29 protein-coding genes and 1 pseudogene are annotated in these 24,261 nt (G+C 67.9%); 17 read left to right on the forward strand and 13 right to left on the reverse strand.

Translation table 11 applies throughout. The features are described 5' to 3' along the window. Position 1 precedes the first annotated feature (1 nt). Complete coding sequence (locus LRA89_RS14705) at positions 2 to 1,444, reverse strand: FAD-binding oxidoreductase (protein WP_230771316.1); 1,443 nt, start codon at positions 1,442 to 1,444, stop codon at positions 2 to 4. Positions 1,445 to 1,519: 75 nt separating this feature from the next. Here LRA89_RS14705 and LRA89_RS14710 point away from each other — a divergent pair, with 75 nt between their 5' ends. The 4 genes from LRA89_RS14710 to LRA89_RS14725 all read left to right on the forward strand — a co-directional run bounded on the left by LRA89_RS14710 (position 1,520) and on the right by LRA89_RS14725 (position 5,025). Then, a complete protein-coding gene (locus LRA89_RS14710; RefSeq protein WP_230771318.1) occupies positions 1,520 to 2,008 on the forward strand; it encodes a hypothetical protein in 489 nt (162 codons plus the stop codon). A 92-nt stretch (positions 2,009 to 2,100) separates the two neighbouring features. Next, positions 2,101 to 3,507 carry a DEAD/DEAH box helicase gene (locus tag LRA89_RS14715; protein ID WP_055757015.1) on the forward strand — a complete coding sequence of 469 codons (1,407 nt, stop codon included), beginning with the start codon at positions 2,101 to 2,103 and terminating at the stop codon, positions 3,505 to 3,507. Positions 3,508 to 3,511: 4 nt separating this feature from the next. Beyond that, entirely contained in the window at positions 3,512 to 3,721 is a 210-nt protein-coding gene (locus LRA89_RS14720) for a DUF1289 domain-containing protein (RefSeq protein ID WP_055757017.1), read from the forward strand. Positions 3,722 to 3,786: 65 nt separating this feature from the next. Next, a complete protein-coding gene (locus tag LRA89_RS14725) occupies positions 3,787 to 5,025 on the forward strand; it encodes an SDR family oxidoreductase (protein ID WP_230771320.1) in 1,239 nt (412 codons plus the stop codon). Positions 5,026 to 5,259: 234 nt separating this feature from the next. Here LRA89_RS14725 and gmk read toward each other — a convergent pair whose 3' ends face one another. From gmk to LRA89_RS14755, 6 genes are all read right to left on the reverse strand, one after another. Continuing rightward, the gene (gene gmk, locus LRA89_RS14730; RefSeq protein ID WP_056492173.1) at positions 5,260 to 5,919 is read right to left on the reverse strand and encodes a guanylate kinase; all 660 of its coding nucleotides are present in this window, start codon (positions 5,917 to 5,919) and stop codon (positions 5,260 to 5,262) included. Between the two features lie 98 nt (positions 5,920 to 6,017). Next, a complete protein-coding gene (locus LRA89_RS14735; protein ID WP_055757022.1) occupies positions 6,018 to 6,224 on the reverse strand; it encodes a hypothetical protein in 207 nt (68 codons plus the stop codon). After that, positions 6,221 to 6,436, reverse strand: a complete 216-nt coding sequence (locus tag LRA89_RS14740; RefSeq protein ID WP_056492171.1) for a hypothetical protein — start codon at positions 6,434 to 6,436, stop codon at positions 6,221 to 6,223. The genes LRA89_RS14735 and LRA89_RS14740 overlap by 4 nt, the downstream gene beginning before the upstream one ends. A gap of 56 nt (positions 6,437 to 6,492) precedes the next feature. Next, positions 6,493 to 7,878 (reverse strand): class II fumarate hydratase, encoded by a 1,386-nt coding sequence (gene fumC / locus LRA89_RS14745; RefSeq protein ID WP_230771322.1) that lies wholly within the window; start codon positions 7,876 to 7,878, stop codon positions 6,493 to 6,495. A 23-nt stretch (positions 7,879 to 7,901) separates the two neighbouring features. After that, positions 7,902 to 8,318 (reverse strand): GNAT family N-acetyltransferase, encoded by a 417-nt coding sequence (locus tag LRA89_RS14750; protein ID WP_230771325.1) that lies wholly within the window; start codon positions 8,316 to 8,318, stop codon positions 7,902 to 7,904. Beyond that, positions 8,315 to 8,797, reverse strand: coding sequence for an SspB family protein (locus LRA89_RS14755; RefSeq protein ID WP_055757030.1), 483 nt, complete (start codon positions 8,795 to 8,797; stop codon positions 8,315 to 8,317). The genes LRA89_RS14750 and LRA89_RS14755 overlap by 4 nt, the downstream gene beginning before the upstream one ends. Before the next feature lie 81 nt (positions 8,798 to 8,878). On the opposite strand from LRA89_RS14755, the gene hisB reads away from it, so the two are divergent. The 9 genes and pseudogenes from hisB to LRA89_RS14800 form a co-directional block, all read left to right on the forward strand. After that, a complete protein-coding gene (gene hisB / locus LRA89_RS14760; RefSeq protein WP_055757032.1) occupies positions 8,879 to 9,466 on the forward strand; it encodes an imidazoleglycerol-phosphate dehydratase HisB in 588 nt (195 codons plus the stop codon). 2 nt (positions 9,467 to 9,468) lie between these two features. After that, on the forward strand, positions 9,469 to 9,774 hold the full coding sequence (locus LRA89_RS14765; protein WP_230771327.1) for a YciI family protein: 306 nt from the start codon (positions 9,469 to 9,471) through the stop codon (positions 9,772 to 9,774). Next, the gene (hisH, locus tag LRA89_RS14770) at positions 9,771 to 10,370 is read left to right on the forward strand and encodes an imidazole glycerol phosphate synthase subunit HisH (RefSeq protein ID WP_230771329.1); all 600 of its coding nucleotides are present in this window, start codon (positions 9,771 to 9,773) and stop codon (positions 10,368 to 10,370) included. The genes LRA89_RS14765 and hisH overlap by 4 nt, the downstream gene beginning before the upstream one ends. After that, entirely contained in the window at positions 10,358 to 11,086 is a 729-nt protein-coding gene (gene hisA, locus LRA89_RS14775; protein WP_230771331.1) for a 1-(5-phosphoribosyl)-5-[(5-phosphoribosylamino)methylideneamino]imidazole-4-carboxamide isomerase, read from the forward strand. Before hisH ends, hisA begins: the two co-directional genes overlap by 13 nt. Further along, positions 11,083 to 11,847, forward strand: a complete 765-nt coding sequence (gene hisF / locus LRA89_RS14780; protein ID WP_230771333.1) for an imidazole glycerol phosphate synthase subunit HisF — start codon at positions 11,083 to 11,085, stop codon at positions 11,845 to 11,847. Before hisA ends, hisF begins: the two co-directional genes overlap by 4 nt. Continuing rightward, positions 11,844 to 11,990: a hypothetical protein gene (locus LRA89_RS14785; protein ID WP_200909856.1), complete on the forward strand. Its 147-nt coding sequence runs from the start codon at positions 11,844 to 11,846 to the stop codon at positions 11,988 to 11,990. The genes hisF and LRA89_RS14785 overlap by 4 nt, the downstream gene beginning before the upstream one ends. A 2-nt stretch (positions 11,991 to 11,992) precedes the next feature. Then, on the forward strand, positions 11,993 to 12,310 hold the full coding sequence (locus tag LRA89_RS14790; protein WP_230771334.1) for a phosphoribosyl-ATP diphosphatase: 318 nt from the start codon (positions 11,993 to 11,995) through the stop codon (positions 12,308 to 12,310). A 5-nt stretch (positions 12,311 to 12,315) separates the two neighbouring features. After that, complete coding sequence (locus LRA89_RS14795; protein WP_055757415.1) at positions 12,316 to 12,693, forward strand: histidine triad nucleotide-binding protein; 378 nt, start codon at positions 12,316 to 12,318, stop codon at positions 12,691 to 12,693. A gap of 107 nt (positions 12,694 to 12,800) precedes the next feature. Further along, a pseudogene (locus LRA89_RS14800) lies at positions 12,801 to 14,323 on the forward strand (amino acid permease); the annotation flags it as partial. 162 nt (positions 14,324 to 14,485) lie between these two features. Here the strand turns inward: LRA89_RS14800 and LRA89_RS14805 are convergent. Further along, positions 14,486 to 15,484 carry an adenosine kinase gene (locus LRA89_RS14805; protein ID WP_230771336.1) on the reverse strand — a complete coding sequence of 333 codons (999 nt, stop codon included), beginning with the start codon at positions 15,482 to 15,484 and terminating at the stop codon, positions 14,486 to 14,488. Positions 15,485 to 15,617: 133 nt separating this feature from the next. On the opposite strand from LRA89_RS14805, the gene LRA89_RS14810 reads away from it, so the two are divergent. The 3 genes from LRA89_RS14810 to LRA89_RS14820 are packed head-to-tail and all read left to right on the forward strand — an operon-like array spanning position 15,618 to position 17,487. Beyond that, positions 15,618 to 16,343: an EI24 domain-containing protein gene (locus tag LRA89_RS14810; protein ID WP_230771339.1), complete on the forward strand. Its 726-nt coding sequence runs from the start codon at positions 15,618 to 15,620 to the stop codon at positions 16,341 to 16,343. Beyond that, a complete protein-coding gene (locus tag LRA89_RS14815) occupies positions 16,310 to 16,681 on the forward strand; it encodes a hypothetical protein (protein ID WP_230771341.1) in 372 nt (123 codons plus the stop codon). Before LRA89_RS14810 ends, LRA89_RS14815 begins: the two co-directional genes overlap by 34 nt. A gap of 59 nt (positions 16,682 to 16,740) precedes the next feature. Beyond that, a complete protein-coding gene (locus LRA89_RS14820; RefSeq protein ID WP_230771343.1) occupies positions 16,741 to 17,487 on the forward strand; it encodes an HAD-IIB family hydrolase in 747 nt (248 codons plus the stop codon). A gap of 223 nt (positions 17,488 to 17,710) precedes the next feature. On the opposite strand, the gene acnA is transcribed toward LRA89_RS14820, so the two are convergent. After that, positions 17,711 to 20,386: an aconitate hydratase AcnA gene (acnA, locus tag LRA89_RS14825; RefSeq protein ID WP_230771345.1), complete on the reverse strand. Its 2,676-nt coding sequence runs from the start codon at positions 20,384 to 20,386 to the stop codon at positions 17,711 to 17,713. A 345-nt stretch (positions 20,387 to 20,731) separates the two neighbouring features. Here acnA and LRA89_RS14830 point away from each other — a divergent pair, with 345 nt between their 5' ends. Continuing rightward, a complete protein-coding gene (locus LRA89_RS14830) occupies positions 20,732 to 21,337 on the forward strand; it encodes a 5'-methylthioadenosine/S-adenosylhomocysteine nucleosidase (protein WP_230771347.1) in 606 nt (201 codons plus the stop codon). A gap of 97 nt (positions 21,338 to 21,434) precedes the next feature. Here the strand turns inward: LRA89_RS14830 and LRA89_RS14835 are convergent, their stop codons facing one another. From LRA89_RS14835 to LRA89_RS14850, 4 genes are read right to left on the reverse strand one after another with little or no spacing between them, the layout of a single operon-like run. Further along, positions 21,435 to 22,514, reverse strand: coding sequence for a lactonase family protein (locus tag LRA89_RS14835; RefSeq protein ID WP_230771350.1), 1,080 nt, complete (start codon positions 22,512 to 22,514; stop codon positions 21,435 to 21,437). 35 nt (positions 22,515 to 22,549) lie between these two features. Then, on the reverse strand, positions 22,550 to 23,068 hold the full coding sequence (locus LRA89_RS14840; protein WP_230771352.1) for a superoxide dismutase family protein: 519 nt from the start codon (positions 23,066 to 23,068) through the stop codon (positions 22,550 to 22,552). A 37-nt stretch (positions 23,069 to 23,105) separates the two neighbouring features. Next, the gene (locus LRA89_RS14845; protein ID WP_230771354.1) at positions 23,106 to 23,921 is read right to left on the reverse strand and encodes a M23 family metallopeptidase; all 816 of its coding nucleotides are present in this window, start codon (positions 23,919 to 23,921) and stop codon (positions 23,106 to 23,108) included. Then, positions 23,918 to 24,115: a DUF2093 domain-containing protein gene (locus LRA89_RS14850; RefSeq protein WP_055757058.1), complete on the reverse strand. Its 198-nt coding sequence runs from the start codon at positions 24,113 to 24,115 to the stop codon at positions 23,918 to 23,920. Before LRA89_RS14850 ends, LRA89_RS14845 begins: the two co-directional genes overlap by 4 nt. Positions 24,116 to 24,261: the final 146 nt, after the last annotated feature.

Genomic DNA, 24,261 nt, shown 5'->3' on the forward strand with positions numbered 1-24,261 from the left:
TCTATTTGCTGGGTGGCGCGGGCGCAAGCGGTACGAGCTTCCCCGGATTGAACAATCCGCGCGGGTCCAGCCCGGCCTTCACCGCGCGCAGCGCCGCCAGCCGCGCGGGCGGCGCGGTGCGCGCCAGTTCGCCAAGCTTCATCTGGCCGATGCCATGTTCCGCCGAGATCGATCCGCCGGCCGCGACCACCGCGTCATGAACGAAGCGGGTGACGACCGGCGCATCCTGCGCATACCAGTGCGCGGGATCGGCCCCGGCGGGTGCGCGGACATGGAAATGCACATTGCCGTCTCCCAGATGGCCGAAGGCGGTGGCATGGGTCCCGGCAAAGCGCGCCTCGGCGGCGGCGGCCGTCTCCACCATGAAGCGCGGCATCGCCGCCACCGGCACCGAAATGTCATGCTGCACCGCCGGCCCCGCCGCCTTCTCCGCCGCCGACAGCGAATCGCGCAGCCGCCAGAACGCTTCGGCCTGCGCGTCCGACGTGGCAAGCACCGCATCGCCGACCACCCCGTCGACCAGCGCCTCGCCGAGCAGGCGGACGAGCAGCGCATCGGGCGACGCCTCGCCGGTGCCCGCCACCGCCTCGATCAGCAGATGCCACGGGTGCCGCCCGGCGAGCGGCGGGCGGGCACCGGGCAGATGCGCCACCGCCAGCGCCAGCGAATCAGCCGGAATGATCTCGAAGCTCTCGATCGAGTCGGTCGCCGCCTGCATTCGGCGCAGCAGCGTCAGCCCCGCCTGCGGATCGGCGATTCCGGCCCACGCCACCGCCCGCGCGCCGATCGCCGGCACCAGCCGCAGCGTCGCGGCGGTGACGATGCCCAGCGTCCCTTCCGCCCCCACCAGCAACTGCGTCAGGTCATAGCCGCGATTGTCCTTGGGCAATGCCGCCAGCCCGTCGTGGACCGATCCGTCGGGCAACACCGCCTCGACGCCCAGCACCAGCCGCCGCATCGTGCCCCAGCGCAGCACCTGCGTGCCCCCGGCGTTGGTCGACACGAGCCCGCCGATCGTGGCGCTCCCCCGCGCGCCCAGCGTCAGCGGAAACCGCTGTCCAGCCTGCGCGGCCGCGTCGTGCAAATGCTGGAGGATCACGCCGCTCTCCGCCACTGCCTGCCCCTCGCCGACCGCGCGAATCCGGTTCATCCGGCGGAGCGACACGATCACCGCCGATCCGTCGGTCGGCGGCGTCGCCCCGCCGACCATCGACGTATTGCCCCCCTGCGGCACGAGCGCGACCCCGTGCCGTGCCGCCAGCGTCACGATTCCGGCGACCCCGGCGGTATCTGTCGGCTCGAACAGCGCGGCGCTGGCCCCGTGGAACCGGCCGCGCCAGTCGGTCAACCACGGCGCGATCCGCCCGGGATCGGTGGAGACGGCCCGCTCGCCCAGCAATTCGCGGGCATCGGCGACCATCGCGGCGACGGCATCGGTACGCATCGGCACGCGCTATCACCCCCGCCCCCTTGCCGCCAGTTCATCGCAGGTTAAAACGTCGGGGTGAATGTTTGTCGCGTGAGTACCCTGCCGTTCCCTGTCGCTGTCATGGCGCTGCTGATGCTGGCGCTGCCGGGGTCGGCGCAGCGGCGGCTGGTCGACAATCCGCTGCCGCCCGGCGGGGTGACGACGGTGCGGACCGAAATGCGGATCCAGCGCGTCATCATCCGCGTGCCCCGCGCGCCGATCGCGCCGGCATCGTTCAGCACGCCGCGTCCGTTGCCGCCGATCCAGTGGGTCGAAAAGCGCGCCGACCGCTGCGTGCCCGTGCAGGACCTTGCTGCCGTCACCGTCAGCCGCCCCGACAGCGTCGACCTGCTGCTCGCCGGGGGCAAGCGGTTGCGCGCCCGCCTCGCCGATGATTGCGCCGCGCTCGATTTCTATGCGGGCCTGTATTTCAAGCCCAGCGGCGACGGGCAAATGTGCGCCGCGCGCGATGTGTTGCGCTCGCGTTCGGGCGGACAGTGCCGCATCGCCCAGTTCCGCACGCTGGTCCCGGCGCGCTAGGCGCTGCCTCCTTGACTTTTCGCCGGATTTCCTGCAGCGGCAACCCCATTTGGCGACGCTGTTTCGTCGCCCTTCCATAAGCTGGAACCTGCATGACCTTCGCCGATCTCGGCCTGTCCGACGAACTGCTGCGTTCCGTCACCGATTCGGGCTATAGCGAGCCCACCCCGATTCAGGCGGCGGCAATCCCCTCGGTGCTGATGATGCGCGATCTGGTCGCCGTCGCGCAGACCGGCACCGGCAAGACCGCGTCGTTCGTGCTGCCGATGATCGACATCCTCGCGCACGGCCGCAGCCGCGCCCGCATGCCGCGCTCGCTGATCCTCGAACCGACGCGCGAACTGGCGGCACAGGTCGCCGAGAATTTCGAAAAATATGGCGCGAACCACAAGCTCTCGATGGCGCTCCTCATCGGCGGCGTGTCGATGGGCGACCAGTTGGCGGCGCTCGAAAAGGGCGTCGACGTGCTGATCGCGACGCCGGGCCGGCTGATGGACCTGTTCACCCGCGGCAAGATCCTGCTCAACGGCTGTTCGATGCTGGTGATCGACGAGGCCGACCGGATGCTCGACATGGGGTTCATCCCCGACATCGAGGAAATCTGCACCAAGCTGCCCAAGCAGCGGCAGACCTTGCTGTTTTCGGCCACCATGCCGCCGCCGATCAAGAAGCTGGCCGACAAGTTCCTCGACAATCCCAAGACGATCGAGGTCGCCCGGCCGGCGACGACCAACACCAACATCACCCAGCATCTGGTGCCGGTAAGCGCGGCGAAAAAGCGCGACGTGCTGCGCAAGCTGCTCGGCAGCGCCGATCTTCGCAACGCCATCGTGTTCTGCAACCGCAAGACGACGGTGCGCGAACTGAACAAGAGCCTGCAACGCGCCGGCTTCAGCTCGGCCGAAATCCATGGCGACATGGAACAGGCCGCGCGCATCGCCGAACTGGAACGCTTCAAGCGCGGCGACGTGAGCATCCTCGTCGCCTCCGACGTGGCGGCACGCGGGCTGGACGTGAAGGGGGTCAGCCATGTCGTCAACTTCGACGCGCCGTGGCACCCCGACGATTACGTCCACCGCATCGGCCGCACTGGTCGCGGCGGCGCCACCGGCACCGCGTGGACGCTGATTACCGAGGACGATGCCGAGAACATCGCCAATATCCAGAAACTGACCGGCCAGACGATTCCCATCCTCGACATGGGCACCTCCGCTCCCGCCGACGACGTCCCAGAAGCCGCTGCGAAGGCCGAGGAGGAGGCTCCCCGCCGCGCGCGCCGTCCCCGTGCCGCCGCCGCGCCCGAGGAAGCCGCGCCCCAGCCCCGCCGCCGTCGCGAGGAACCGCAACGCCGCGAGGAAGCCCCCCGGCGCGAGGAACCCCAACGGCGTGAACCGGTGCGCGACGAGCGCCCGGCCCGCTATGTCCAGCAGGACGCGATCGAGGATGGCGGCTGGAACGGCCCGGTCCCGGCATTCCTTTCGGTGCGGCTGACCGGCTGAGGCGATGGACGCCGACGATCCGTTCGAGGCGGTGGCCCCCGTCGCGATCGAAAGCCCCTGCACGCTGGTCTGTTCGATCGATAGCGCCACCGGCTGGTGCTTCGGCTGTGGCCGCACCCGCGACGAGATCGCCTGCTGGACCAGCATCGATCCCGCCGCCCGGCGGCAGGTGATGGCGACGCTACCCGAACGGATGGCGATCCTCGACGGCTGACCTTCGGACCCCGACTGGTCTCCTGCGCGTTCAGCGCCGGTGCAAACCCCGTCGGGAGCGTTATCATGGCCGTCAGCCTCAAGCCCTTGTCACAACAGACAATTGTCATCACCGGAGCCTCGTCGGGCATTGGCCTCGCCACCGCCCGCCGTGCCGCGCGCGAAGGCGCGCGCGTCGTGCTCGTCGCCCGCAACGAGGACGCATTGGCCGAAGCGGTCGAATCGATCCGCAACAAGGGCGGCCGCGCCACCCATCTCGCGATCGACGTGACCGCCGCCGACGCGTCCGAGCGAATCGGCGAAAAGGCGCGCGAGGCGTTCGGCGGCTTCGACGCATGGGTCAATGACGCCGCTGTCGCACTCTACGCGCCGCTGCTCGACACCGGTCTCGACGAACAGCGCCGGGCGTTCGACGTCGGCTATTTCGCAACGGTCGCCGGCTCGCTCTATGCCGCGCGCGAACTGACCGCGCGCGGCGGCGGCGCGATCGTCAATGTCGGTTCGATCCTGTCGGACCGCTCGGTCCCGTTGCAGGGCGCGTACAGCGCGATGAAACATGCGGTGCAGGGCTTTACCGAAGCGCTCCGCATGGAGCTGGAAGCAGACGGCAAGCCGGTGTCGGTCACGCTCATCAAGCCGGCGGCGATCAACACCCCGTACCCCGAACATGCCCGCAACCGCATGGACAAGCCCGCGCGCGTGCCGCCGGTGGTCTATGATCCCGAACTGGTCGCCAAGGCGATCTGTTTTGCGGTCGCCAATCCCAAGCGCGATCTGACCGTCGGCGGCACCGGCATGGTGATGACCAAGATGAGCAACCTGCTGCCGCGCAGCGCCGACCGCTTCATGGAAGCCTTTTTCGGCGAAGCGGCGCAGACGATCGATACTCCGGCCGAACCGGGTGCGAAGGACAACCTCTACCAGCCACGCAAGGACGGCCGCGAACGGTCGAACCAGGACATCCATGTCCGCAAGCAGAGCCTCGCGCTCGAAGCGCAGATGCGTCCGCTGACGACGCTCGCGATCCTCGGCGCGGTCGGCGCGGTCGCCGGCATGTTGCTGTCGCTGCGCGGATCGACCCCGCGCAAGGCTGCGCCGAAGCTGCTGCCCGCACCCGAACCGAAAGCGCATCAGGCGGGCGGCAGCGACTCATCGGCGTCCTTCGCCGCAGCGATCGCCGACGAAAACACGATTCCCGAACCCTCGGGCATCGTCAGCACCGTGGCCGGCGAACGCTTTTCGGAAAAGCCGATCGGCAGCCCGATCGCTCCCAATGCGGCCGACATCACGGTCGCGACCGCCTGACCCGTCGTACCCCTCCCCCTTCGCGGGGAGGGGCTTAGGGCCGATCGACCTTCAGCATTGCCGGCCGATCTTCGTCATTTTCGGCCGAAACAGCCACCCCTTTCGTCACCCCGGACGTGTTCCAGGGTCCACGGCTCGGCAGTCGGTGCGCCTTGAGGCTGTATCGACAGCGTCTGGGGCCAGGTGGCCCCCGGAACAAGTCCGGGGTGACGACGTGCGAAGGGTCGATCGGCCCTACGGTGCCGGGTTCATCAGCTTGCGGATGAACCCGATCAGCCCGGTTTGCCGCGACCGGCGCAACCGCTCGGCAGCGAGGATCGTCTGCACCTTGCGGAAGCAGGCGTCGACATCGTCGTTGACGAGGACATAGTCATAGCCGTCCCAGTGGCTGACCTCGGCGGCGGCGCGCGCCATGCGGCCATCGATCACTTGCGCCGAATCGGTGTTCCGCGCGATCAGCCGCTGATGCAGTTCGGCCATCGACGGCGGCAGGATGAACACCCGCACCACGTCGCCGCCGGCGATCTGGAACAATTGCTGCGCGCCCTGCCAGTCGATGTCGAACAGCACGTCCTTGCCCGCGCTCAGCATCGCATCGACCGCCTCGCGCGGCGTACCATAGCGATTGCCGAACACATGCGCCCATTCGAGGAATTCGTGCGCCGTCGCCATGCGCCGGAATTCTTCCAGATCGACGAAGTGATAGTCCTTGCCGTCGACCTCCCCGGGGCGCGGGGCACGGGTGGTAGCGGACACCGACATCGACAGATCGGCTTCGGCGGCCAGCAGCTTGCGCGCGATCGTCGATTTGCCCGCGCCCGAAGGCGACGACAGGACGAACAACACCCCGCGGCGCTTGAAGCCGTGGAGGTCGGGGTCTGGCACTTGGGTCATGGGGCCGCCTGATGGCGTGCGGCCTGCCACAACGTCAAGGGGCGACGGTCGTGAAACCGTCGCCCCTTGCCCGTATTTGGATTAGCCTGGTGTCGAGATCAGTAGCCGCGTCGCAAGCGATCACCCTTGCGACGGTCGTACGCCTTCTTCGCGGCATAGCCGCCGCCCAAGATCATGCCGAGCGGCCCCATCCGCCGCATCGCGCTGCCCGCGAGCCAGCCCATCGCCGCGCCCTTGGCACCGCCGCGACCGTCACGACGATCAATCTGGCGCCCAACCAGCGCTCCGATAATACGTCCGATCATGCTGCCGTCTCCTCAAAGAGTTGTGCCTTCAATTCGCCCGCGCCACGCAATACCGCCCAGCCGATGGCATAGGTGATGGCGACGGGGATCACGACTTTCAGAACATTGGCGACGATCGCACCCTTGATCGCACCATCGACGTTCGAATCGTCACCGCCGTCGAGACTGTCGATGAAGCCGCCGACCAGCGCGCCGATAGTTGTCGCACCCATGTTGTCACCTGCATGTCGTTACACCGGTATAGCGCGGGAAACGCGCGTCGGTTCCCTTACCCGACCATCGATTCGGGCCGGACCAGCCGGTCAAACGTCGCTTCGTCGATCAGCCCGAGCGCGAGGCCGGCTTCGCGCAGCGTCTGCCCTGCGGCATGGGCGTGCTTGGCGATCTTCGCGGCATTGTCATAACCGATCTCGGGGGCCAGCGCCGTCACCAGCATCAGCGAGCGTTCGACCAGTTCGCCGATCCGCTGCCGGTTCGGCTCGATCCCGTCGACGCAGCGCTTGGCGAAGCTGACCATGCCGACGCTCAGCAGATCGATCGACCGCAGCACCGCCGCCCCGATCAACGGCTTGAACACATTGAGTTCGAGATGCCCCTGCATGCCGCCGACCGTCACCGACAGGTGATTGCCGATCACCTGCGCCGACACCATCGTCAGCATCTCGCACTGGGTCGGGTTGACCTTGCCCGGCATGATCGAGCTGCCCGGTTCGTTGGCGGGAAGATCAATCTCCCCCAGCCCCGACCTCGGCCCCGAACCGAGCAGGCGAATGTCGTTGGCGATCTTGGTCAGCGCCACCGCCAGCGTGTTGAGCGTGCCCGACAGTTGCACCAGCGGATCGTTCGATGCCAGCGCCTCGAACTTGTTGGGCGCGGTGACGAAGGCGTGGCCGGTGATCGAGGCGATCTCCGCTGCAACCGCTTCGGCGAAGCCGGGCGCGGCGTTCAGGCCGGTGCCGACCGCCGTACCGCCCTGTGCCAACCGCAGCAGATCACCCTCGGCAGAGCGCAACCGGCGGTCGGCATCGTGCAGTTGCGCGACGTAAGCGGAAAACTCCTGCCCCAGCGTGAGCGGCGTCGCATCCTGCAAATGGGTGCGGCCGATCTTGACGATCTCCGCCCAGTCCCGAGCCTTCGCCTCCAGCGATCCCGCCAGCCGGTCGAGCGCGGGCAGCAGATCGCGGTTGAGCGCGATGACGGCGGCGACATGCAGCGCGGTCGGGAAGCTGTCGTTCGACGATTGCCCCATGTTGACGTGATCGTTGGGATGTACCGGCACCTTGCCGCCGCGGGTTCCGCCCAGCACCTCGTTGGCGCGGCCGGCGATCACTTCGTTGACGTTCATGTTCGACTGGGTGCCGCTGCCGGTCTGCCAGATGACCAGCGGGAATTGGTCGTCGAGCTTGCCGGCGATCACCTCTCCCGCCGCCGAATCGATCGTGTCGGCGATGTTGTCGGGAAGGCCGTGCGTACGGTTCACGCGCGCCGCCGCCTGCTTCACGATCGCCAGTGCGTGGACGATGCCGATCGGCATGCGTTCGCTAACGGCAAAGGGAAAATTCTCGATCGATCGCTCGGTCTGCGCCCCCCAATAGGCTTGCGAAGGAACCTCGATCGGGCCGATCGAATCGGTTTCGGTGCGGGTATTGGTCATATCCGCCAAAACCCGTCAGCGGCTCAGTCGATCCGCTTCGACAGGAAGAAGCGCGTCTCGCCCGGCGGGAAATCGGGAATGTCGCCGTATACGGCGAAACCCAGCTTTTCGTAGAAACCGCGCGCCTGGAAACTGAAGGTGTCGAGCCAGATGCCGATGCACCCGCCGGCCCGCGCTTCTGCCTCGGCCCGCTGCATCAGGTCACGGCCGATCCCGCGCCCCTTGTGCGATGGCGGCACCGCCAGATATTCGACGAACAGCCAGCGATAGCCGATCCTGCCCCACAGCCCGCCGAGGATCGCGCCGCCCTCGTCGCGCAGGACGATCGCGACCTGCCGCCGTCCGGTCGGCCCGACCGCCGCGTCGTTGTGCGCGACGAGGACGCGCAGGATCGCATCGCGTTCGGCATCACCCGGCGCGGCGACGACCTCGATCGTCACTTCTTGCGTTTGAAATCCACCGCGACGACGTTCGACCCGTCCTCGCTCGTTGCGATCGGCGCATCGTTTTCCGGCTGGTCGTGCGGTTCGGAATCGATCCCGCCGTCCTCGGTCGCCTGAAAACGCAGCTCGAAATTGACCGCCGGATCATGGAAGCCGGTGATTGCCGCATGGGGAATGATGAGCGTCGACGGAATGCCGCCGAAGCTCAGGCCCACCGAGAAACGGGTATCGTCGACGGTCAGGTCCCAGAAGCGATGCTGGATGACGATCGTCATCTCGTCCGGGAAGCGTTCGATCAACCGCTTGGGGATGTCTACGCCGGGCGCCTGCGTCTTGAAGGTGATGTAGAAATGATGCTCGCCGGGCAAGGCGCCGGTGGCGGACACCTGCCCCAGCACGCGGCCGACCACCGCGCGCAGGGCTTCCTGGACGATCTCGTCATACGGGATCAGGCTGTCGGCGATGATCTGGTTCATGGCGACCTTGGGTAGCGGGGTTTCGTGCCCGGTCAAGATTCGTTGCGTTGCATGGGGCCGACACCGCGCTATGGGACGCCCATGCGCACCGCCACCATCGCCCGCCACACCAGCGAGACGTCGGTCGACGTCACCGTCAACCTCGACGGCACCGGCACCTACGACGTGTCGACCGGAGTCGGCTTCTTCGATCACATGCTCGAACAGCTCAGCCGCCATTCGCTGATCGACCTGACCGTCCGGACCAAGGGCGACCTGCATATCGACGCGCATCACACCGTCGAGGACACCGGCATCGCGATCGGCGAGGCATTCGCGAAAGCACTCGGCGACAAGCGCGGCATCGCCCGTTATGGCGAGGCATTGTCGCCGATGGACGAGACGCTGACCCGCGTCGCGCTCGACATTTCGGGGCGGCCGTGGACGGTGTGGAAGGTCGCGTTCAGCCAGCAGTCGCTCGGCACGATGGATACCGAGATGTTCGAGCATTTCTGCCACAGTTTCGCGCAGGCGGCGGGCATCACGCTGCACATCGAGACGCTGTACGGCACCAACAATCATCATATCGTCGAAAGCGTCTTCAAGGGACTGGCGCGAGCCTTGCGCATGGCGACCGAGATCGACCCGCGCAAAGCCGACGCCATCCCCTCGACCAAGGGAGTATTGTAACGATGGTCGCCCGTCCGATGCAGCCGCTGAGCCTCGCCATGCTGAGCTATGTGAAGCCGCTGGAAGAAGTCGACACGCACCGCGCGGCACATGTCGCGTGGATCGAGGCGCGAATGGCGGCGGGCGAGATGCTGCTGGCCGGGCGGCGCAATCCGCCGACCGGTGGCGTGCTGCTGTTCCGTGGCGATGCGGACACGGTGCAAGCGCTGGCCGAAACCGATCCGTTCGTTCTGAACGGCGTCGCCACGGTCGAGGTCGTCGCCTTCACCGCCACCCTTGCCGTCGACGCGGTGGCCGCCGCGCTGTGATCGCGCTGATCGATTACGGTGCGGGCAACCTGCATTCGGTTGCCAACGCATTGAAGGCAGCGGGTTCGCGCGATCTGGCGATCACCGCCGACCCCGATTTGGTACTGCGCGCCGATCGCATCGTGCTGCCCGGCGTCGGCGCGTTCGCCGCGTGCATGGGCGGGCTTGCCGCGATCCCCGGCATGGTCGAGGCGCTACGCGCACGGGCGCTGGACGGCGGCGTGCCCTTCCTCGGCGTGTGTGTCGGCATGCAGTTGCTGGCCACGACCGGCGAGGAGTTCGGGACGCATGCCGGCCTCGGCTGGATCGACGGCACCGTCCGCCGGATCGATCCCGCGCCCGGCGTCACCGTGCCGCACATGGGCTGGAACGACGTGGTGCCGATGGCCGATCATCCGCTGCTGGTGCCGGGCGAAGCCTATTTCCTACACAGCTATGCGTTCGACGGCGACCATGTGCTCGCCACCACCGATCATGGCGGGCCGGTGAGCGCCGCGATCGGTCGCGACAATCTGCTGGGCGTGCAGTTCCACCCTGAAAAGAGCCAGCGCTACGGATTGGCGCTGCTGGAGAGGTTTCTCGAATGGCGTCCTTGATCGTCTTCCCCGCCATCGACCTCAAGGGCGGGCAGATCGTCCGACTGGCCGAAGGCGATATGGCCCGCGCCACCGTCTATGGCGACGATCCGGCGCGGCAGGCGACGATGTTTGCCGATGCCGGCGCGGATCATCTCCACGTCGTCGACCTCGACGGGGCCTTCGCCGGCCAGTCGGTCAACGGCGATGCGGTGGCGGGCATCCTGAACGCCTTTCCCGGCCGGGTGCAACTGGGCGGCGGTATCCGCAACCGCGCCAACGTCGATCGCTGGCTCGACCTCGGCGTCGCGCGGGTGGTGATCGGCACCGCCGCGCTGGAGGACCCCGATTTCGTGCGCGAGGCGGCCCGCGCCTGTCCGGGCCGGATCGTCGTTGCGGTCGATGCGTGGGACGGCATGGTCGCGACGCGTGGCTGGGCCGATGTGTCCGACGTGTCGGTGGTCGACCTCGCCCGCCGGTTCGAGGATGCCGGCGTCGCAGCAGTTCTGTTCACCGACGTCGGGCGCGACGGGATGCTGAAAGGCTGCAATGTCGAGGCGACGACCGCGCTGGCGGCTGCCGTATCGATTCCGGTCATCGCCAGCGGCGGCGTGGCCGATATCGGCGATATCCATGCGCTGAAAGGCAAGGCGGGAATCGAAGGCGTCATAACCGGCCGCGCGCTGTACGACGGGCGCCTCGATCTGGCCGAGGCGATCGCGGTGGCGCGCGCGTGAGCGTCCGCGTCCGCGTCATCCCCTGTCTCGACGTCCATGCCGGGCGGGTGGTCAAGGGCGTGAATTTCGTCGAGCTGCGCGATGCCGGCGATCCGGTGGAACAGGCGCGAGCCTATGACGCGGCGGGCGCCGATGAACTGACCTTCCTCGACATCGGCGCCAGCCACGAAGGGCGCGACACGATCATCGACGTGGTGCGCCGCACTGCCGAGGTGTGCTTCATGCCGCTGACCGTCGGTGGCGGGGTGCGCACGCCCGAGGATGCTCGTGCGCTGCTGCTGGCCGGCGCCGACAAGGTCGCGGTCAATTCCGCCGCCGTGGCGCGGCCCGAACTGGTGGCCGATATTGCCGCGCGCTTCGGCAGCCAGTGCGTCACCGCCTCGGTCGACGCGCGGCGGGCCGGCGACCGGTGGGAGGTGTTCACCCATGGCGGCAGGCGGGCGACCGGCATCGACGCGGTGGAGCATGCGCTACGCTTGGCCGAACTGGGCGCGGGCGAACTGCTGGTCACGTCGATGGACCGCGACGGCACGCGCGACGGCTATGACCTCGACCTGATCCGCACCATCGCTGACCAGGTATCGGTGCCGGTGGTGGCATCGGGCGGAGTCGGCACGCTCGACCATCTGGTCGCGGGCGTGACGCAGGGCCATGCGAGCGCGGTTCTGGCCGCGTCGATCTTTCATTTCGGCGAGGCGTCTGTCGCCGATGCGCATGCCGCGCTGGCGAGGGCGGGCGTGCCGGTGCGGTCGCCCGCATGATACCCGTGGTCCTCGCCGCCCATTCGGGCACCGTGCCCCCGCGCACCGGCTTCGCGCTGTCCGACGTGGCGACCTTCGTCGCGGTCGCGCTGATGGTGGTGCTGGCGCGGCGGGCGATCCGCAACCGCAACCGCAAGGACTGACCATGGACGCGCTCGACCATCTCGAATCGGTGATCGCCACCCGGCTCCAAGGCGATCCGGCGCAATCCTATGTCGCGAAGCTCCATGCGCGGGGCGTGCCGAAGATGGCGCAGAAGGTCGGCGAGGAGGCGGTCGAGTGCGTGATCGCGGCGATGGCCGACGATCGAGACGGCCTGATCGGCGAGGCTGCTGACCTGCTCTTTCATCTGCTGGTGCTGCTCGCCGAGAAGCGAATCACGCTGGACGAGGTCCGCGCCGAGCTGACGCGGCGCGACGGCCTGTCGGGCATCGCCGAGAAAGCCGCCCGCCCCAAGGAGTGAAGCCCGTGCCGATCGACGCCACCCTCCCCTATGACGACACCAACATCTTCGCCCGCATCCTGCGCGGCGAGATTCCGGCGAAGCGGGTCTATGAGGACGAGTACGCGCTCGCCTTCCACGACATCACCCCGCAGGCCCCGGTGCATGTGCTGGTGATCCCCAAGGGTGCCTATGTGTCGTGGGACGATTTCTCAGGCCGGGCGAGCGATAACGAGATCGCCGGATTCGTCCGCGCAGTCGGCCATGTCGCGCGCGAACACGGGCTGGTCGAACCGGGCTATCGCCTGCTCGCCAACGTCGGCGGACATGGCGGACAGGAGGTGCCGCACCTGCACGTTCACCTGTTCGGTGGGCAGCCGTTGGGACCGATGCTGTCGCGATAGGACAGCTTTATTACACGAAAGGAATTGCACCGGGCGGATTTGCGGGTAGGTTTCACGCATCATAATTCCGGTGGCGCGTCGGTTGCGACCACCTATGGGGGGCCTGCATGATCTTCGGCCGTATCAAGTCGCTGGACGCGATCCTCGCGACCGCGGAAAAAAAGTCGCTCGCGCGCACGCTCGGCGCGTTCCAGCTTACGATGCTGGGGGTCGGTGCGATCATCGGCACCGGCATCTTCGTCCTGACCGCGGAGGCTGCGCAAAAGGCCGGACCGGGCATGATGATCGCCTTCATCATCGCTGGATTCGTCTGTGCCGTAGCCGCGCTGTGCTATGCCGAGATGTCGTCGATGGTCCCGGTATCGGGATCGGCATATACCTACAGCTACGCCGTCATGGGCGAGTTGCTGGCATGGATGGTCGGCTGGGCACTGGTGCTTGAATATGCGGTCGCCGCTGGCGCGGTATCCGTCGGCTGGTCGGGGTATTTCGTCGGTTTGCTGCGCGAGTTCGCGGGTATCGACCTGCCCGCAGCGCTGACCCTGGGACCGATCGATGGCGGGATCATTAACCTGCCGGCGTTCATCATCGCGTTGCTGGTGACGTGGCTGCTGGTGATCGGGACCAAGGAATCGGCGTTTATCAACGCCATCCTCGTCGCGGTGAAGATCGCTGCGCTCGTCCTGTTCTGCGTCCTCGCGCTGCCGGTCATGAAATCGGCCAATTTCGAACCGTTCGCGCCGCTGGGCTTTGGCGGCATATCGGCGGCGGCAGCGTCGATCTTCTTCGCCTATGTCGGGTTCGATGCAGTCTCGACCGCGGCCGAGGAAACCAAGAACCCGCAACGCAACATGCCGATCGGCCTGATCGGCAGCCTTGCCATCTGCACGGTCTTCTACATCCTCGTGGCCGCCGGGGTCATCGGCACGGTCGGTGCGCAGCCGATGCTGGACGCGAACGGCAACGGCATTGCGCCGGGCAGCACCGAGCTGGCCGCTGCCTGCGCGAATATCGGTTCGCAGGCCGTCGTATGTTCCAAGGAAGCTTTGGCATGGACGCTGCGTGAAATCGGCTGGCGTCAGGTCGGCAATCTGGTCGGCCTTGCCGCCGGCCTTGCCCTGCCCAGCGTCGTGCTGATGATGATGTTCGGCCAGACGCGCATCTTCTTCGTGATGAGCCGGGACGGCCTGCTGCCGGAGAAGCTGTCGCAGGTGCATCCGAAATACGGCACCCCGCATGTCGTCACGATCATCACCGGCGTGTTCGTCGCGTTCTTCGCGGCATTGTTTCCGGTCGGTGCGCTCGCTGACATCTCCAATTCGGGAACGTTGTTCGCCTTCGCGATGGTCGCGATCGCGGTACTGGTGCTGCGGCGGACCGATCCGGGTCGGCGTCGTCCGTTCCGTACCCCGGCAGTGATTCTCGTCGCGCCGTTGGCGGTGGCCGGATGCCTGTACCTGTTCTTCAGCCTGTCGTTCTACACGCTGGCGCTGTTCTTCGGATGGGCGGCGCTCGGACTGGTCGTGTATTTCGGTTACAGCCGTTCGCACAGCCATGTCGGACGTGGTCTCTGACGGATACGCCGGAAACCGGCAGCGGTACGCCGCCGCTACCGCGGACCCCGACGCCTGACGATGCTCGAAGCGCAAAAGGAAAGGGTCCGGGAGGCAACTCCCGGACCCTTTCCTTTTTGCGCTATCGGATGCCCGGACGTTCCCGGCATCATCGGCGTTGAGCCGACATGCGGCGGGCGACTGCAGGACCGGAAAAGCCGACCCCGCCATCGGTCGGTTCAGCCGAGCTTCGTCGCCGCCAGCGTCTTCAGGTCGACTTCGGGCCGCGCGCCATAGTGCGACAGGATTTCGGCGGCGCACAGCGCACCCAGCTTCAGCGAGCGTTCGACGTCATGGCCCTGCGCCTGCCCATGGAGGAAGCCGGCGGCGAACAGATCGCCCGCGCCGGTGGTGTCGACCACCCGCGCGATCGGCTCGGCGGCGACGCTGGTGCGCTTGCCCGCCGTCACCGCGATCGCGCCGTGTTCGCCGCGCGTCACGACCAGTAGCGGCGCCTGGCCTGCGACCTTGTCGACCGCCGCGTCGAAATCCTCGACCTCGGCCAGCGCCAGCAGCTCGTTCTCGTTGGCGAACAGGATGTCGATCTGCCCTTCGGCGATCAGCGCGCGGAAATCGTCGCCGTGGCGCGAGATGCAGAAGGTGTCGGACAGGGTGAAGGCGACCTTGCGGCCCGCGTCACGCGCGATACGGATGCCGGCACGCATCGCCGCGCGGGGTTCTTCCGGATCCCACAGATAGCCTTCGAGATACAGGATCGCGCCGCTGGCGATCAGATCGGCGTCGAGGGCAGCTTCGGGCAGGAACTGCGATGCGCCGAGGAAGGTGTTCATCGTGCGCTGCCCATCGGGCGTTACGAAGATCAGGCAGCGCGCGGTGGTCGGCTCGCCGGCGCGGACGGCGGTATCAAAGCGGACCCCGGCGGCGCGGATGTCGTGCGCGAACACCGCGCCCAACTGGTCGTCGGCGACCTGACCGATGAAGCCGGTCTTGCCGCCCAGCGCGGCGATGGCGGCGACGGTATTGGCGGCCGATCCGCCCGACACTTCGCGGCCCGGCCCCATCTTGGCATAGAGCGCGTCGGCGTCGGCGGGGGAGAAGACGAGCTGCATCGAGCCCTTGGTCATCCCCTCGGCGGCGAGGAACGCATCGTCGGACTGGGCGAGAATATCGACGATGGCGTTGCCGATGGCGACGACGTCGAGGGTGGGTTCGGTCAAGCTGGCTCTCCGGAAAGTCATGGGCCGCGACCGAAGGGCCGGAGCGGCGATGGCCGCGCGTTAGCCAGCGTGGCGGGGACAGGCAAGGGTCGGGCGTTGACGCCGGCCTTCGCGCCCCGCATGACCGCTCCCGATGGTCGGTGCCTTTTTCCTGTCGGTGGCGCAGCTTGGCGACCGGGCCTTTCTGAAGGTGCTGGCCAAGTCGCTGACCGTGACGCTGATCCTGCTGCTGGGCGTCGGCGCGGCGATGGCATGGGGCGCGCATTGGGTGGCGCGCGACGGCTTCGCGCTGGGTGACGGTGCCGGGGCATTGGCGGCGGTGGCGGCGACGCTGGCGGCGGTCGCGCTGGCGTGGCTGTTGTTTCGCATCGTCGCGATCGCGGTCGTGGGCGTGTTCGCCGACGATGTCGTCGAGGCGGTCGAGGCGCGGCATTACCCCGAGGCGCTGGCGAGCGCGCGGCCGGTGCCGTTCGCGCGTTCGGCGATGATGGGAGTGCGATCGGGCCTGCGGACGCTGGGCGTGAACCTGTTGTGCGCGCCGTTGTATCTGTTGTTGCTGCCGACCGGGATCGGCACGCCGATCGCGCTGCTGCTGGTCAATGGCTGGCTGCTGGGGCGCGACCTGTTCGACATGGTGGCGGTGCGGCACCTGACCCGTGCCGAGCTGCGGACCGAACGGCAGGCGACGCGGACCCGGCGGTTTATACTGGGGCTGGCGGGAACCGGATTGCTGATGATTCCGTTCGTCAACTTCGTTGCGCCGCTGATCGGCGCGGCGATGGCGACGCATCGGTTCCATCGGATGCGCCCAAGGGGGATGACGACATGCGACGCACCGCCGCGCTCTTTGCGGGACTGACGCTTTCGGCCTGCGCGACCGGCCCGGTCGTGCGCCAGAACGCGCTGCCGATGCCCCCTGCCCCCGCCTATGGCACGATCGGGCTGGAGCGGGTGATGGGGCAGAATGCCACGACGATCGGCCAGTTGTTCGGCCAGCCGTTGCTTGATCTCAGCGAAGGGCCGGGACGCAAGCTGCAATATGGGTCGGACATCTGCGTCCTCGACGCCTATCTCTATCCCCCCGCGACCGGCGGCGTGCCGGTGGTGCGCCATGTCGATGCCCGGCAGCGCAGCGGCGCGCCGATCGACCGCGCGAGCTGCGTCGCCGCGCTGACCCGCGCGCGCGGCGGCCGCTGAACCCCTTTTCCCTGCGGCCGGGCATCGTGCCCGGTGACGCTTTCTACCGGAGCCAGACGATGAAGCAGTTGGTCGCCTTCGACCTCGATGGAACGCTTGCCGAGAGCAAGCAGCAGATGGGCGCGCCGATGGCGGAGGCGCTGGCCGATCTGCTCGGCGTCGCGCATGTCGCGATCATTTCGGGTGGCGACTGGCCGCAGTTCGAGAAGCAGGTCGCGGGGCACCTTCCCGAGCGCGCCGACCTCAACCGGCTGTGGATGATGCCGACCAGCGGGACCAAGCTGTACACCTATGGCGACGGTCGCTGGAACACGGTCTATGCCGACCTGTTCGACGATGCGACCAAGGCGAACATCCTCGAAGCGTTCGACGCCGCGCTGGAAGCGACCGGCTTTACCCCCGAACAGACCTGGGGGCCGCGCATCGAGGATCGCGGGAGCCAGATCACCTTTTCGGCACTCGGCCAGCAGGCGCCGATCGACGCCAAGGAACATTGGGACCCCGATTTCGCCAAGCGCAAGATCATCCAGGCGGACCTGCGGCAGCGGTTGCCCGGCCTGTCGATCAACATGGGCGGCGCGACGTCGATCGACATCACCAAGGAAGGCGTCGACAAGGCGACCGGCCTTGCCAAGCTGGCCGACATCAGCGGCATCGCCACCGACGCCATGCTGTTCATCGGCGATGCGATCTTCCCCGGCGGCAATGATTACGCGCCCAAGGCAGCGGGGATGGACACGGTGAAGATCCGCGACCCGCAGGAGACATTGGCCGTGATCGAGGCGATCATCGCCTGTCAGAAGTGACCGCTTCCCCTGCCCCGCGTCGTGCGAGGCAGGTCCGAAGTTTACAAAGTTTACACTTGCGCGCGTTTCGTGCGCACCGTGGCCGGGCGGTGGCAAGCCGTTGAGATCGAACGGTTCAAGGAGCGTATCCGGTCATCGCATGACCCGGCAGGTGTAGGACAATGAAAAGGGCCGCGCCTCCTTGTGGGAGACGCGGCCCTTTTTTGCCGTCAGGCTCTACCGCTTACGCGGCGAGCTTGCGCAACACGTACTGGAGGATGCCGCCGTTGAGGAAATATTCCAGTTCGTTGACGGTATCGATCCGGCAGCGGGTCTGGAACGTCTCGGTCGTGCCGTCGGCGCGGACCATGATGACCTCGACGTCCTGACGCGGGCGGATGCCGGCCACGTTCTGGATCGTGAAGGTTTCATCGCCGGTCAGCCCCAGCGTCTGGCGCGTCACGCCTTCGGCGAACTGGAGCGGCAGCACGCCCATGCCGACGAGGTTCGAGCGGTGGATCCGTTCGAAGCTTTCGGTGATAACCGCGCGGACGCCGAGCAGGTTGGTGCCCTTCGCCGCCCAGTCGCGCGACGATCCGGTGCCATATTCCTTGCCCGCGATGACGACCAGCGGCGTGCCGTCGGCCTTGTGGCGCATGGCGGCGTCATAGATCGGCATGACCTCGCCCTCGTAGCGGCTCATGCCGCCCTCGACGCCGGGGACCATCTCGTTCTTGATGCGGATGTTGGCGAAGGTGCCGCGCACCATGACGTTGTCGTTGCCGCGACGCGCGCCATAGCTGTTGAAGTCGGTACGCGCGACCTGCCGCTCCATCAGCCACTTGCCGGCCGGGCTGTCCGCCTTGATCGATCCGGCGGGCGAGATGTGGTCGGTGGTGATCGAATCGCCGAGGATCGCCAGCGGCTTCGCCTCGATGATGTCGGCGACCGGGTTCGGCGTCATCGTCAGCCCGTCGAAATAGGGCGGGTTGGCGATATAGGTGCTCGACGTCGGCCAGTTGTAGGTATCCGACCCTTCGACCTCGATCCCGGCCCAGTGCTTGTCGCCGGCGTAGACGTTGCCATAGCGCGAGCGGAACATGCCGTCGTCGATGTTGGCGGCCATGAGGTCGGCGACCTCTTCGTTCGAGGGCCAGATGTCCTTGAGATAGACGTCCTGCCCGTCCGAACCCTGACCGATCGGGGTCGACACCATGTCCTGCGTCACGGTGCCCTTTAGCGCATAGGCGACGACGAGCGGCGGCGATGCGAGGAAGTTGGCGCGGACGTCGGCCGACACGCGGCCTTCGAAGTTGCGGTTGCCCGACAGGACCGAGGCGGCGACGATGTCGTTGCCGTTGATCGCGGCCGAAATCGGCGGGCTAAGCGGACCCGAGTTGCCGATGCAGGTGGTGCAGCCATAGCCGACGAGGTTGAAGCCGACCGCGTTCAGATCCTCGGTCAGCCCGGCCTTGTCGAGATAGTCGGTGACGACCTGGCTACCGGGGGCGAGCGACGTCTTGACCCACGGCTTGGGCTTGAGGCCCAGCTTGTTCGCCTTGCGCGCGACGAGGCCGGCGGCGACCAGCACCGACGGGTTCGACGTGTTGGTGCAGCTCGTGATCGCGGCGATCACCACGTCGCCGTCGCCGATGTCGTGCGTGGCACCCTCGACGGGCACGCGGACGGCGGCGGCTTTCTTGTAGACGTTGGTCAGGTCGCCGTTGAACACGTCGTCGACCATCGGCAGCTCGACGCGGTCCTGCGGACGCTTCGGCCCGGCGAGCGAGGGGACCACCGACGACATGTCGAGTTCGAGCGTGTCGGTGAAGATCGGGTCGACCGCATTTTCGTCGCGCCAGAAGCCGTTGGCCTTGGCATAGGCTTCGGTGAGCGCGATGACTTCCTCGGGCCGCGCGGTGAGGCGCATATAGTCGATCGTCTTGTCGTCGACGGGGAAGAAACCGCAGGTCGCGCCATATTCGGGGGCCATGTTGGCGATGGTCGCGCGGTCGGCGAGGGTCATCGACGACAGGCCGGGGCCGTAGAACTCGACGAAGCGGCCGACGACGCCCTTGGCGCGCAGCATCTGCGTGACGGTCAGCACCAGATCGGTGGCGGTGATGCCTTCGCCCAGCTTGCCGGTCAGCTTGAAGCCGACGACTTCGGGGATCAGCATCGACACCGGCTGGCCGAGCATCGCCGCTTCCGCCTCGATCCCGCCGACGCCCCAGCCGAGCACGCCCAGACCGTTGACCATCGTGGTGTGGCTGTCGGTGCCGACCAGCGTGTCGGGGTATGCGATCATGCCCGAGCCGTCGGTCGATTCCGACGACCAGACCGCTTGGGCCACATATTCGAGGTTCACCTGATGGCAGATGCCGGTGCCCGGCGGCACGACCGAGAAGTTGTCGAGCGCCTTCGAACCCCACTTGAGGAATTCATAGCGTTCGATGTTGCGCTGATATTCCAGCTCGACGTTCTGCTCGGCGGCCTTCGGCGTGCCGAATTCGTCGACCATGACCGAATGGTCGATGACGAGGTGGACGGGCACCTGCGGGTTGATCTTGGCCGCATCGCCGCCAAGGCCGGTGATCGCGTCGCGCATCGCCGCGAGATCGACGACGCAGGGCACGCCGGTGAAATCCTGCATCAGCACACGTGCCGGGCGATACTGGATTTCGCGATCCGAGCGCGCGTCCTTCTGCCAGTCGACGATCGCCTGTGCGTCTTCACCGGTGACGGTGACGCCATCCTCGAAGCGGAGCATGTTTTCGAGCAGCACCTTCATCGAGAAGGGCAGCCGCGACACGTCGCCGAGCTTTGCCGCGGCCTTGGCCAGCGAATAGTAAGAATAGGTCTTGCCGCCGACATCGAGCGTGTCGCGCGTGCCGAGCGTGTCCTGGCCAATTGCGGTCATGCGGGTCCTTCCCATGGGTGACGCGGCGGGGATGGACACCGCCGGTTCGGGAGGAGTGCCCATGGGCGCGCCGCGGTCGCGAATGCGTAGCTTACCGCCGCGCCTTAGCAACGTGGACGTGCCGGGGGAAGTGGGTGAATCCGGGCTTTCGGGCGCTGGTAGCGGTATCATTGCATAGCGTAATTGATCGCGATTTGCAATAGCAATTGTGGGTTGCACCGGCGGCGCAGGAACGCGCGGTGCCGGGGTGGAAGGAACCGGGTGCGCGAGGCGTGATCGCGAGGCGGCAAGGGTCTTGCCCGCGCCCGACACCGCGCGCAGGGACGGGCAGGATACGGAGAGGCGATGATGCGGATGGCGACGATCGGGGGACGGCGGGTGATGTTCGTCATGGCGACGGACCATGAATATGGACCTTCCCTCAGCAAACGCTTCGTGCCGCTGGTGACGGGGGTCGGCCCGGTCGAGGCGGCGATCGGGGTGACGCAGGCGCTGTGCGGGCTGGCGGCCACCGGGGTGCTGCCCGATCTGGTGGTGTCGATCGGGTCGGCGGGGTCGCGCACGCTGCCGCTGGGATCGGTGTGGCAGGTAGCGAGCGTATCGTGGCGTGACATGGACGCGACGCGGATCGGTGTGGCGAAGGGAGTGACGCCGTTCAGCGACCATGCCGCCGAACTGCCGCTGGCGACGCCGATCGCCGGCTGGCCGGTGGCGCGGCTGTCGACCGGCGCGAACATCGTCGGGGGCGATGAGTATGACGCGATCGATGCCGACATGGTCGATATGGAGACGTTCGCGGTGCTGCGCGCGTGCCAGCGCTTCGGCGTGGCGGTGATGGGGTTGCGCGGAATTTCGGACGGGCCGGGCGAGCTGGAGTCGCTCGGCGGGTGGACGGCGATGCTGGGGGTGCTCGACGAGCGGCTGGCCGGGGCGGTGGACCGGTTGGGTTAGCGGTCGCGCTGACTGGTTCGCCACGAACGTCATCCCGGTGATGACGCACGGCAGGCGCCGGTTGAGGCCCCAGCCTTCGCTGGGGCGACAATTTGGGTCAGGCCAGATCGAGGAACACCACGCCGGGGATGGCGAGGCGTTCGGGGGTGGCGGTGAGGCGGCCGTCGGCCTCGATGCCGAACACGGTGACGGTGCCGCTGCGTTCGTTGGCGACGAGGAACCGGCGGGCATCCTCCAGCGCGAGAAAGAAGCGCGGCCAGTGGCCGCCGCAGGGGATGTGCTGGATCGGGCGAGCGTCGCCCTTCGCATCAAGGGCGAAGACCGCGATGCTGTCATGCCCGCGGTTCGAGGCGTAGAGGCGGCGGCCGGTGCGGTCGATCCAGAGATGCGCGGCGGCGGACGCGCCGGTGAAGCCGGGCGGGAGTAGCGACTGCGACGCGCGGGTCGTGAAGCTGCCGTCCGGTTTCGCGTCGAGCGTGACGAGGGTGTTGGCGAGTTCGGTCACGACATAGGCGACCGGCAGCCGGGGATGACGCGCGAGGTGGCGGGGGCCGGAGCCGGCGGGGGCCTGCCACGCGAGGCGGGGCTGCGACGGCGTCGTGCCCTGCATCGTGTAGGCGAAGACCGCGTCGGCGCCGAGGTCGACCGCGTGGAGGTAGCGGCCGTCAGGGGTGAAGCCGACCCAGTGCGCGTGCGGACCGGCCTGACGATCGGCATTCGGGCCGGTGCCCGTCTGCTGGCGGACGACGGGCGCGGCGGGAATCCCGTTGCGATTCAGCGGATAGACCGCGACCGTGCCCGAGGAATAGTTGGCTACGGCAAGCATCCTGCCCGCGCGGTCGATCGCGACATGGCACGGATCGTCGCCGCCGCTGGGCAGGTCGGCGAGGATGCCGCCGGCGCGGTCGGTGGCGATCAGCCGGCCCTTCGCGCTTTCATGGACGAAATACGCCTTGTCGCCCCGCGACACGCCGAACGACAGGTCGGTCAGCTTGCCGATCGGTTCGGCGACCTGCCAGCCGGTGGCGGTCGGATTAATTGGGTAGAGCCCTGCCCCGCCGCGCGACGAATAGGTGCCGGCAACCAGCGCCGGGCGGGTAGTGCGGGCGGCGGCAGGCAGGATGGCGAGCGCGGAGGCGGCTCCGGCCCCGGCGAGGACATGGCGGCGGGTGGTCATCCCCGCACCATGCCCCCGACCGGGCGTTCACGCAATCAGGCGGCGGCGAACACGCCGCAGGCGATGCGGCCGCCCGAATTGCCCGACGGATCGGTGCGATAGTCGTCGGCATTGGCGTGGATGACGAATGCCGCGCCATCGGTATCGAGCAGGCCGTCCATCGTGCCCGAGGGTAGCGTGATGTCGAGCGAGCCGCTGCCGTCCGCGCCGATCGTCAGATTGGGCGCGTCGCCGCCGTGCGGGCCGGCGGGGTTGCTGGTCCCGTGCTGGCGTTGGGTCGGGTTCCAGTGGCCGCCGGCGGTGGTGAAGTCGGGGCCGTCGCAGCGCCCGGTGGTGTGGACGTGTGCGCCGTGGGTGCCCGCCGGCATGTTCCGCGCGACGATGCGGACGCGGATGCCGTCGCCGACCTGCGTCGCGGTGACGGTGCCGACATCGGCCCCGGCGGCGGTGCGCAACGGCGCGGTGGCGCTGCGTCCGGCGGTTTCGCCGGTGGTGGTGGCGCAACCGGCGAGCGCGGTGGCGGCAAGGCTGGTCAGAAGGGTGGCGCGCAGCATCGTTCAGGACTCCCCGTTGGTTATGGAACGCAATGGTTCAGCGGCGTTCGGGTTCCGGCATCGGCCCGGCCAGCAGCAGCGGATCGATCCGCGCGTCGTTCCACTTCATCCCCCAGTGGAGATGCGGACCCGTGGCGCGGCCGGTAGCACCGATCGCGCCGATCGGCTGGCCCTGCCGCACGCGATCGCCCGGTTTCACGTCGATCCGCGACAGGTGGAGGAACGCCGAGTTCAGCCCCATGCCATGGTCGATCATCAGCAGATTGCCCTCCAGCGTGAACGGCGCGGGCGCGGCAAGGATCACAACGCCGTCGGCGGGGGCGACGATGGGCGTGCCGGTCGGGCGGGCGACGTCGACGCCCGAATGATAGGCGCCGGGTTCGCCGGCATAGATTCGCTGCGAGCCGAACAGGCCGGATATGCGGCCGGTCGCGGGCCAGACGAAGCGCTGTCGCCAGCCGCCCGAGTCGCTGGCGCGGGTGCGCGCGGCGGCGATCTGCGCCAGTTCGGGAGCGCGGCGGCGCTGGAACTCGGCGGACGGTTGCGAAACGCGCGGGAGCGTGGGCAGGCGTTCGATCCGCCACGTGCGTGGCGCTATGGCGAGGGTGCGGGTGATGCGCCGGCCATCGGCGAGCGTCGCGATCAGCGTGGCGGCGGGGCCGGCGTCGCGATCGAACGCGATCACGAAGGCGCGGTCGGGGGCGAGCCGGACCGGCGTGCCGTCGAGCGTCAGCGCGGTGGTGCCGGCGGGTGCCCGGCCGGTCAGCACCGCCCCCTGCCCCGGGGTGCCGGTGAGGTCGATCGCGGGAACCGGCGCGGGCTGGACGATCGCGGGCGGGGGGAACGCGATCACTTCGGCGCCAGCGCCTCGGTCGCCGCCTCGGCGGTGGCATAGGCTTCCTGTCGCGGGGCGTTCCAGTATTTCAGGTCGTCGAGCGGGATGCGCGTTTGGCTGACCGCGCAGGTGACGTAGTCGCCGTCGACCAGCACGCGGAAATTGTTGGTGAGATACTGGAGCTTGGCGGGGCGGGCGTCGGGCTTCAACATGGGGCGTTCCGGTGTTTGTGGGACGGGCGGGCGTCCGATGGCACTTTCTTGCCCCTCCCTGACAAGGGAGGGGTTGGGGTGGGTTGGCCGGTGGCGGGCGTGGCGTTTCCTCGCAGGCCGACCCACCCCCGGCCCCTCCCTTGTCA

This window comes from Sphingomonas sp. Leaf4 (assembly GCF_920939515.1).
In the GTDB taxonomy this organism is placed as follows: Bacteria; Pseudomonadota; Alphaproteobacteria; order Sphingomonadales; family Sphingomonadaceae; genus Sphingomonas.

Excerpts from the sequence above, each read along its gene's own strand:
- acnA (WP_230771345.1), bottom strand. The coding sequence starts at position 20,386 with ATGACCGCAATTGGCCAGGACACGCTCGGCACGCGCGACACGCTCGAT.
- LRA89_RS14850 (WP_055757058.1), bottom strand. The coding sequence starts at position 24,115 with ATGTTGAAGCCCGACGCCCGCCCCGCCAAGCTCCAGTATCTCACCAAC.
- LRA89_RS14785 (WP_200909856.1), top strand. The coding sequence starts at position 11,844 with ATGATACCCGTGGTCCTCGCCGCCCATTCGGGCACCGTGCCCCCGCGC.
- LRA89_RS14835 (WP_230771350.1), bottom strand. The coding sequence starts at position 22,514 with ATGACCACCCGCCGCCATGTCCTCGCCGGGGCCGGAGCCGCCTCCGCG.
- LRA89_RS14715 (WP_055757015.1), top strand. The coding sequence starts at position 2,101 with ATGACCTTCGCCGATCTCGGCCTGTCCGACGAACTGCTGCGTTCCGTC.
- LRA89_RS14765 (WP_230771327.1), top strand. The coding sequence starts at position 9,469 with ATGGTCGCCCGTCCGATGCAGCCGCTGAGCCTCGCCATGCTGAGCTAT.
- LRA89_RS14755 (WP_055757030.1), bottom strand. The coding sequence starts at position 8,797 with ATGAACCAGATCATCGCCGACAGCCTGATCCCGTATGACGAGATCGTC.
- LRA89_RS14840 (WP_230771352.1), bottom strand. The coding sequence starts at position 23,068 with ATGCTGCGCGCCACCCTTCTGACCAGCCTTGCCGCCACCGCGCTCGCC.
- hisA (WP_230771331.1), top strand. The coding sequence starts at position 10,358 with ATGGCGTCCTTGATCGTCTTCCCCGCCATCGACCTCAAGGGCGGGCAG.
- LRA89_RS14810 (WP_230771339.1), top strand. The coding sequence starts at position 15,618 with ATGGTCGGTGCCTTTTTCCTGTCGGTGGCGCAGCTTGGCGACCGGGCC.
- LRA89_RS14735 (WP_055757022.1), bottom strand. The coding sequence starts at position 6,224 with ATGATCGGACGTATTATCGGAGCGCTGGTTGGGCGCCAGATTGATCGT.
- LRA89_RS14705 (WP_230771316.1), bottom strand. The coding sequence starts at position 1,444 with ATGCGTACCGATGCCGTCGCCGCGATGGTCGCCGATGCCCGCGAATTG.
- LRA89_RS14725 (WP_230771320.1), top strand. The coding sequence starts at position 3,787 with ATGGCCGTCAGCCTCAAGCCCTTGTCACAACAGACAATTGTCATCACC.
- hisB (WP_055757032.1), top strand. The coding sequence starts at position 8,879 with ATGCGCACCGCCACCATCGCCCGCCACACCAGCGAGACGTCGGTCGAC.
- LRA89_RS14790 (WP_230771334.1), top strand. The coding sequence starts at position 11,993 with ATGGACGCGCTCGACCATCTCGAATCGGTGATCGCCACCCGGCTCCAA.
- LRA89_RS14820 (WP_230771343.1), top strand. The coding sequence starts at position 16,741 with ATGAAGCAGTTGGTCGCCTTCGACCTCGATGGAACGCTTGCCGAGAGC.
- LRA89_RS14830 (WP_230771347.1), top strand. The coding sequence starts at position 20,732 with ATGATGCGGATGGCGACGATCGGGGGACGGCGGGTGATGTTCGTCATG.
- gmk (WP_056492173.1), bottom strand. The coding sequence starts at position 5,919 with ATGACCCAAGTGCCAGACCCCGACCTCCACGGCTTCAAGCGCCGCGGG.
- fumC (WP_230771322.1), bottom strand. The coding sequence starts at position 7,878 with ATGACCAATACCCGCACCGAAACCGATTCGATCGGCCCGATCGAGGTT.
- LRA89_RS14815 (WP_230771341.1), top strand. The coding sequence starts at position 16,310 with ATGCGACGCACCGCCGCGCTCTTTGCGGGACTGACGCTTTCGGCCTGC.
- LRA89_RS14720 (WP_055757017.1), top strand. The coding sequence starts at position 3,512 with ATGGACGCCGACGATCCGTTCGAGGCGGTGGCCCCCGTCGCGATCGAA.
- LRA89_RS14740 (WP_056492171.1), bottom strand. The coding sequence starts at position 6,436 with ATGGGTGCGACAACTATCGGCGCGCTGGTCGGCGGCTTCATCGACAGT.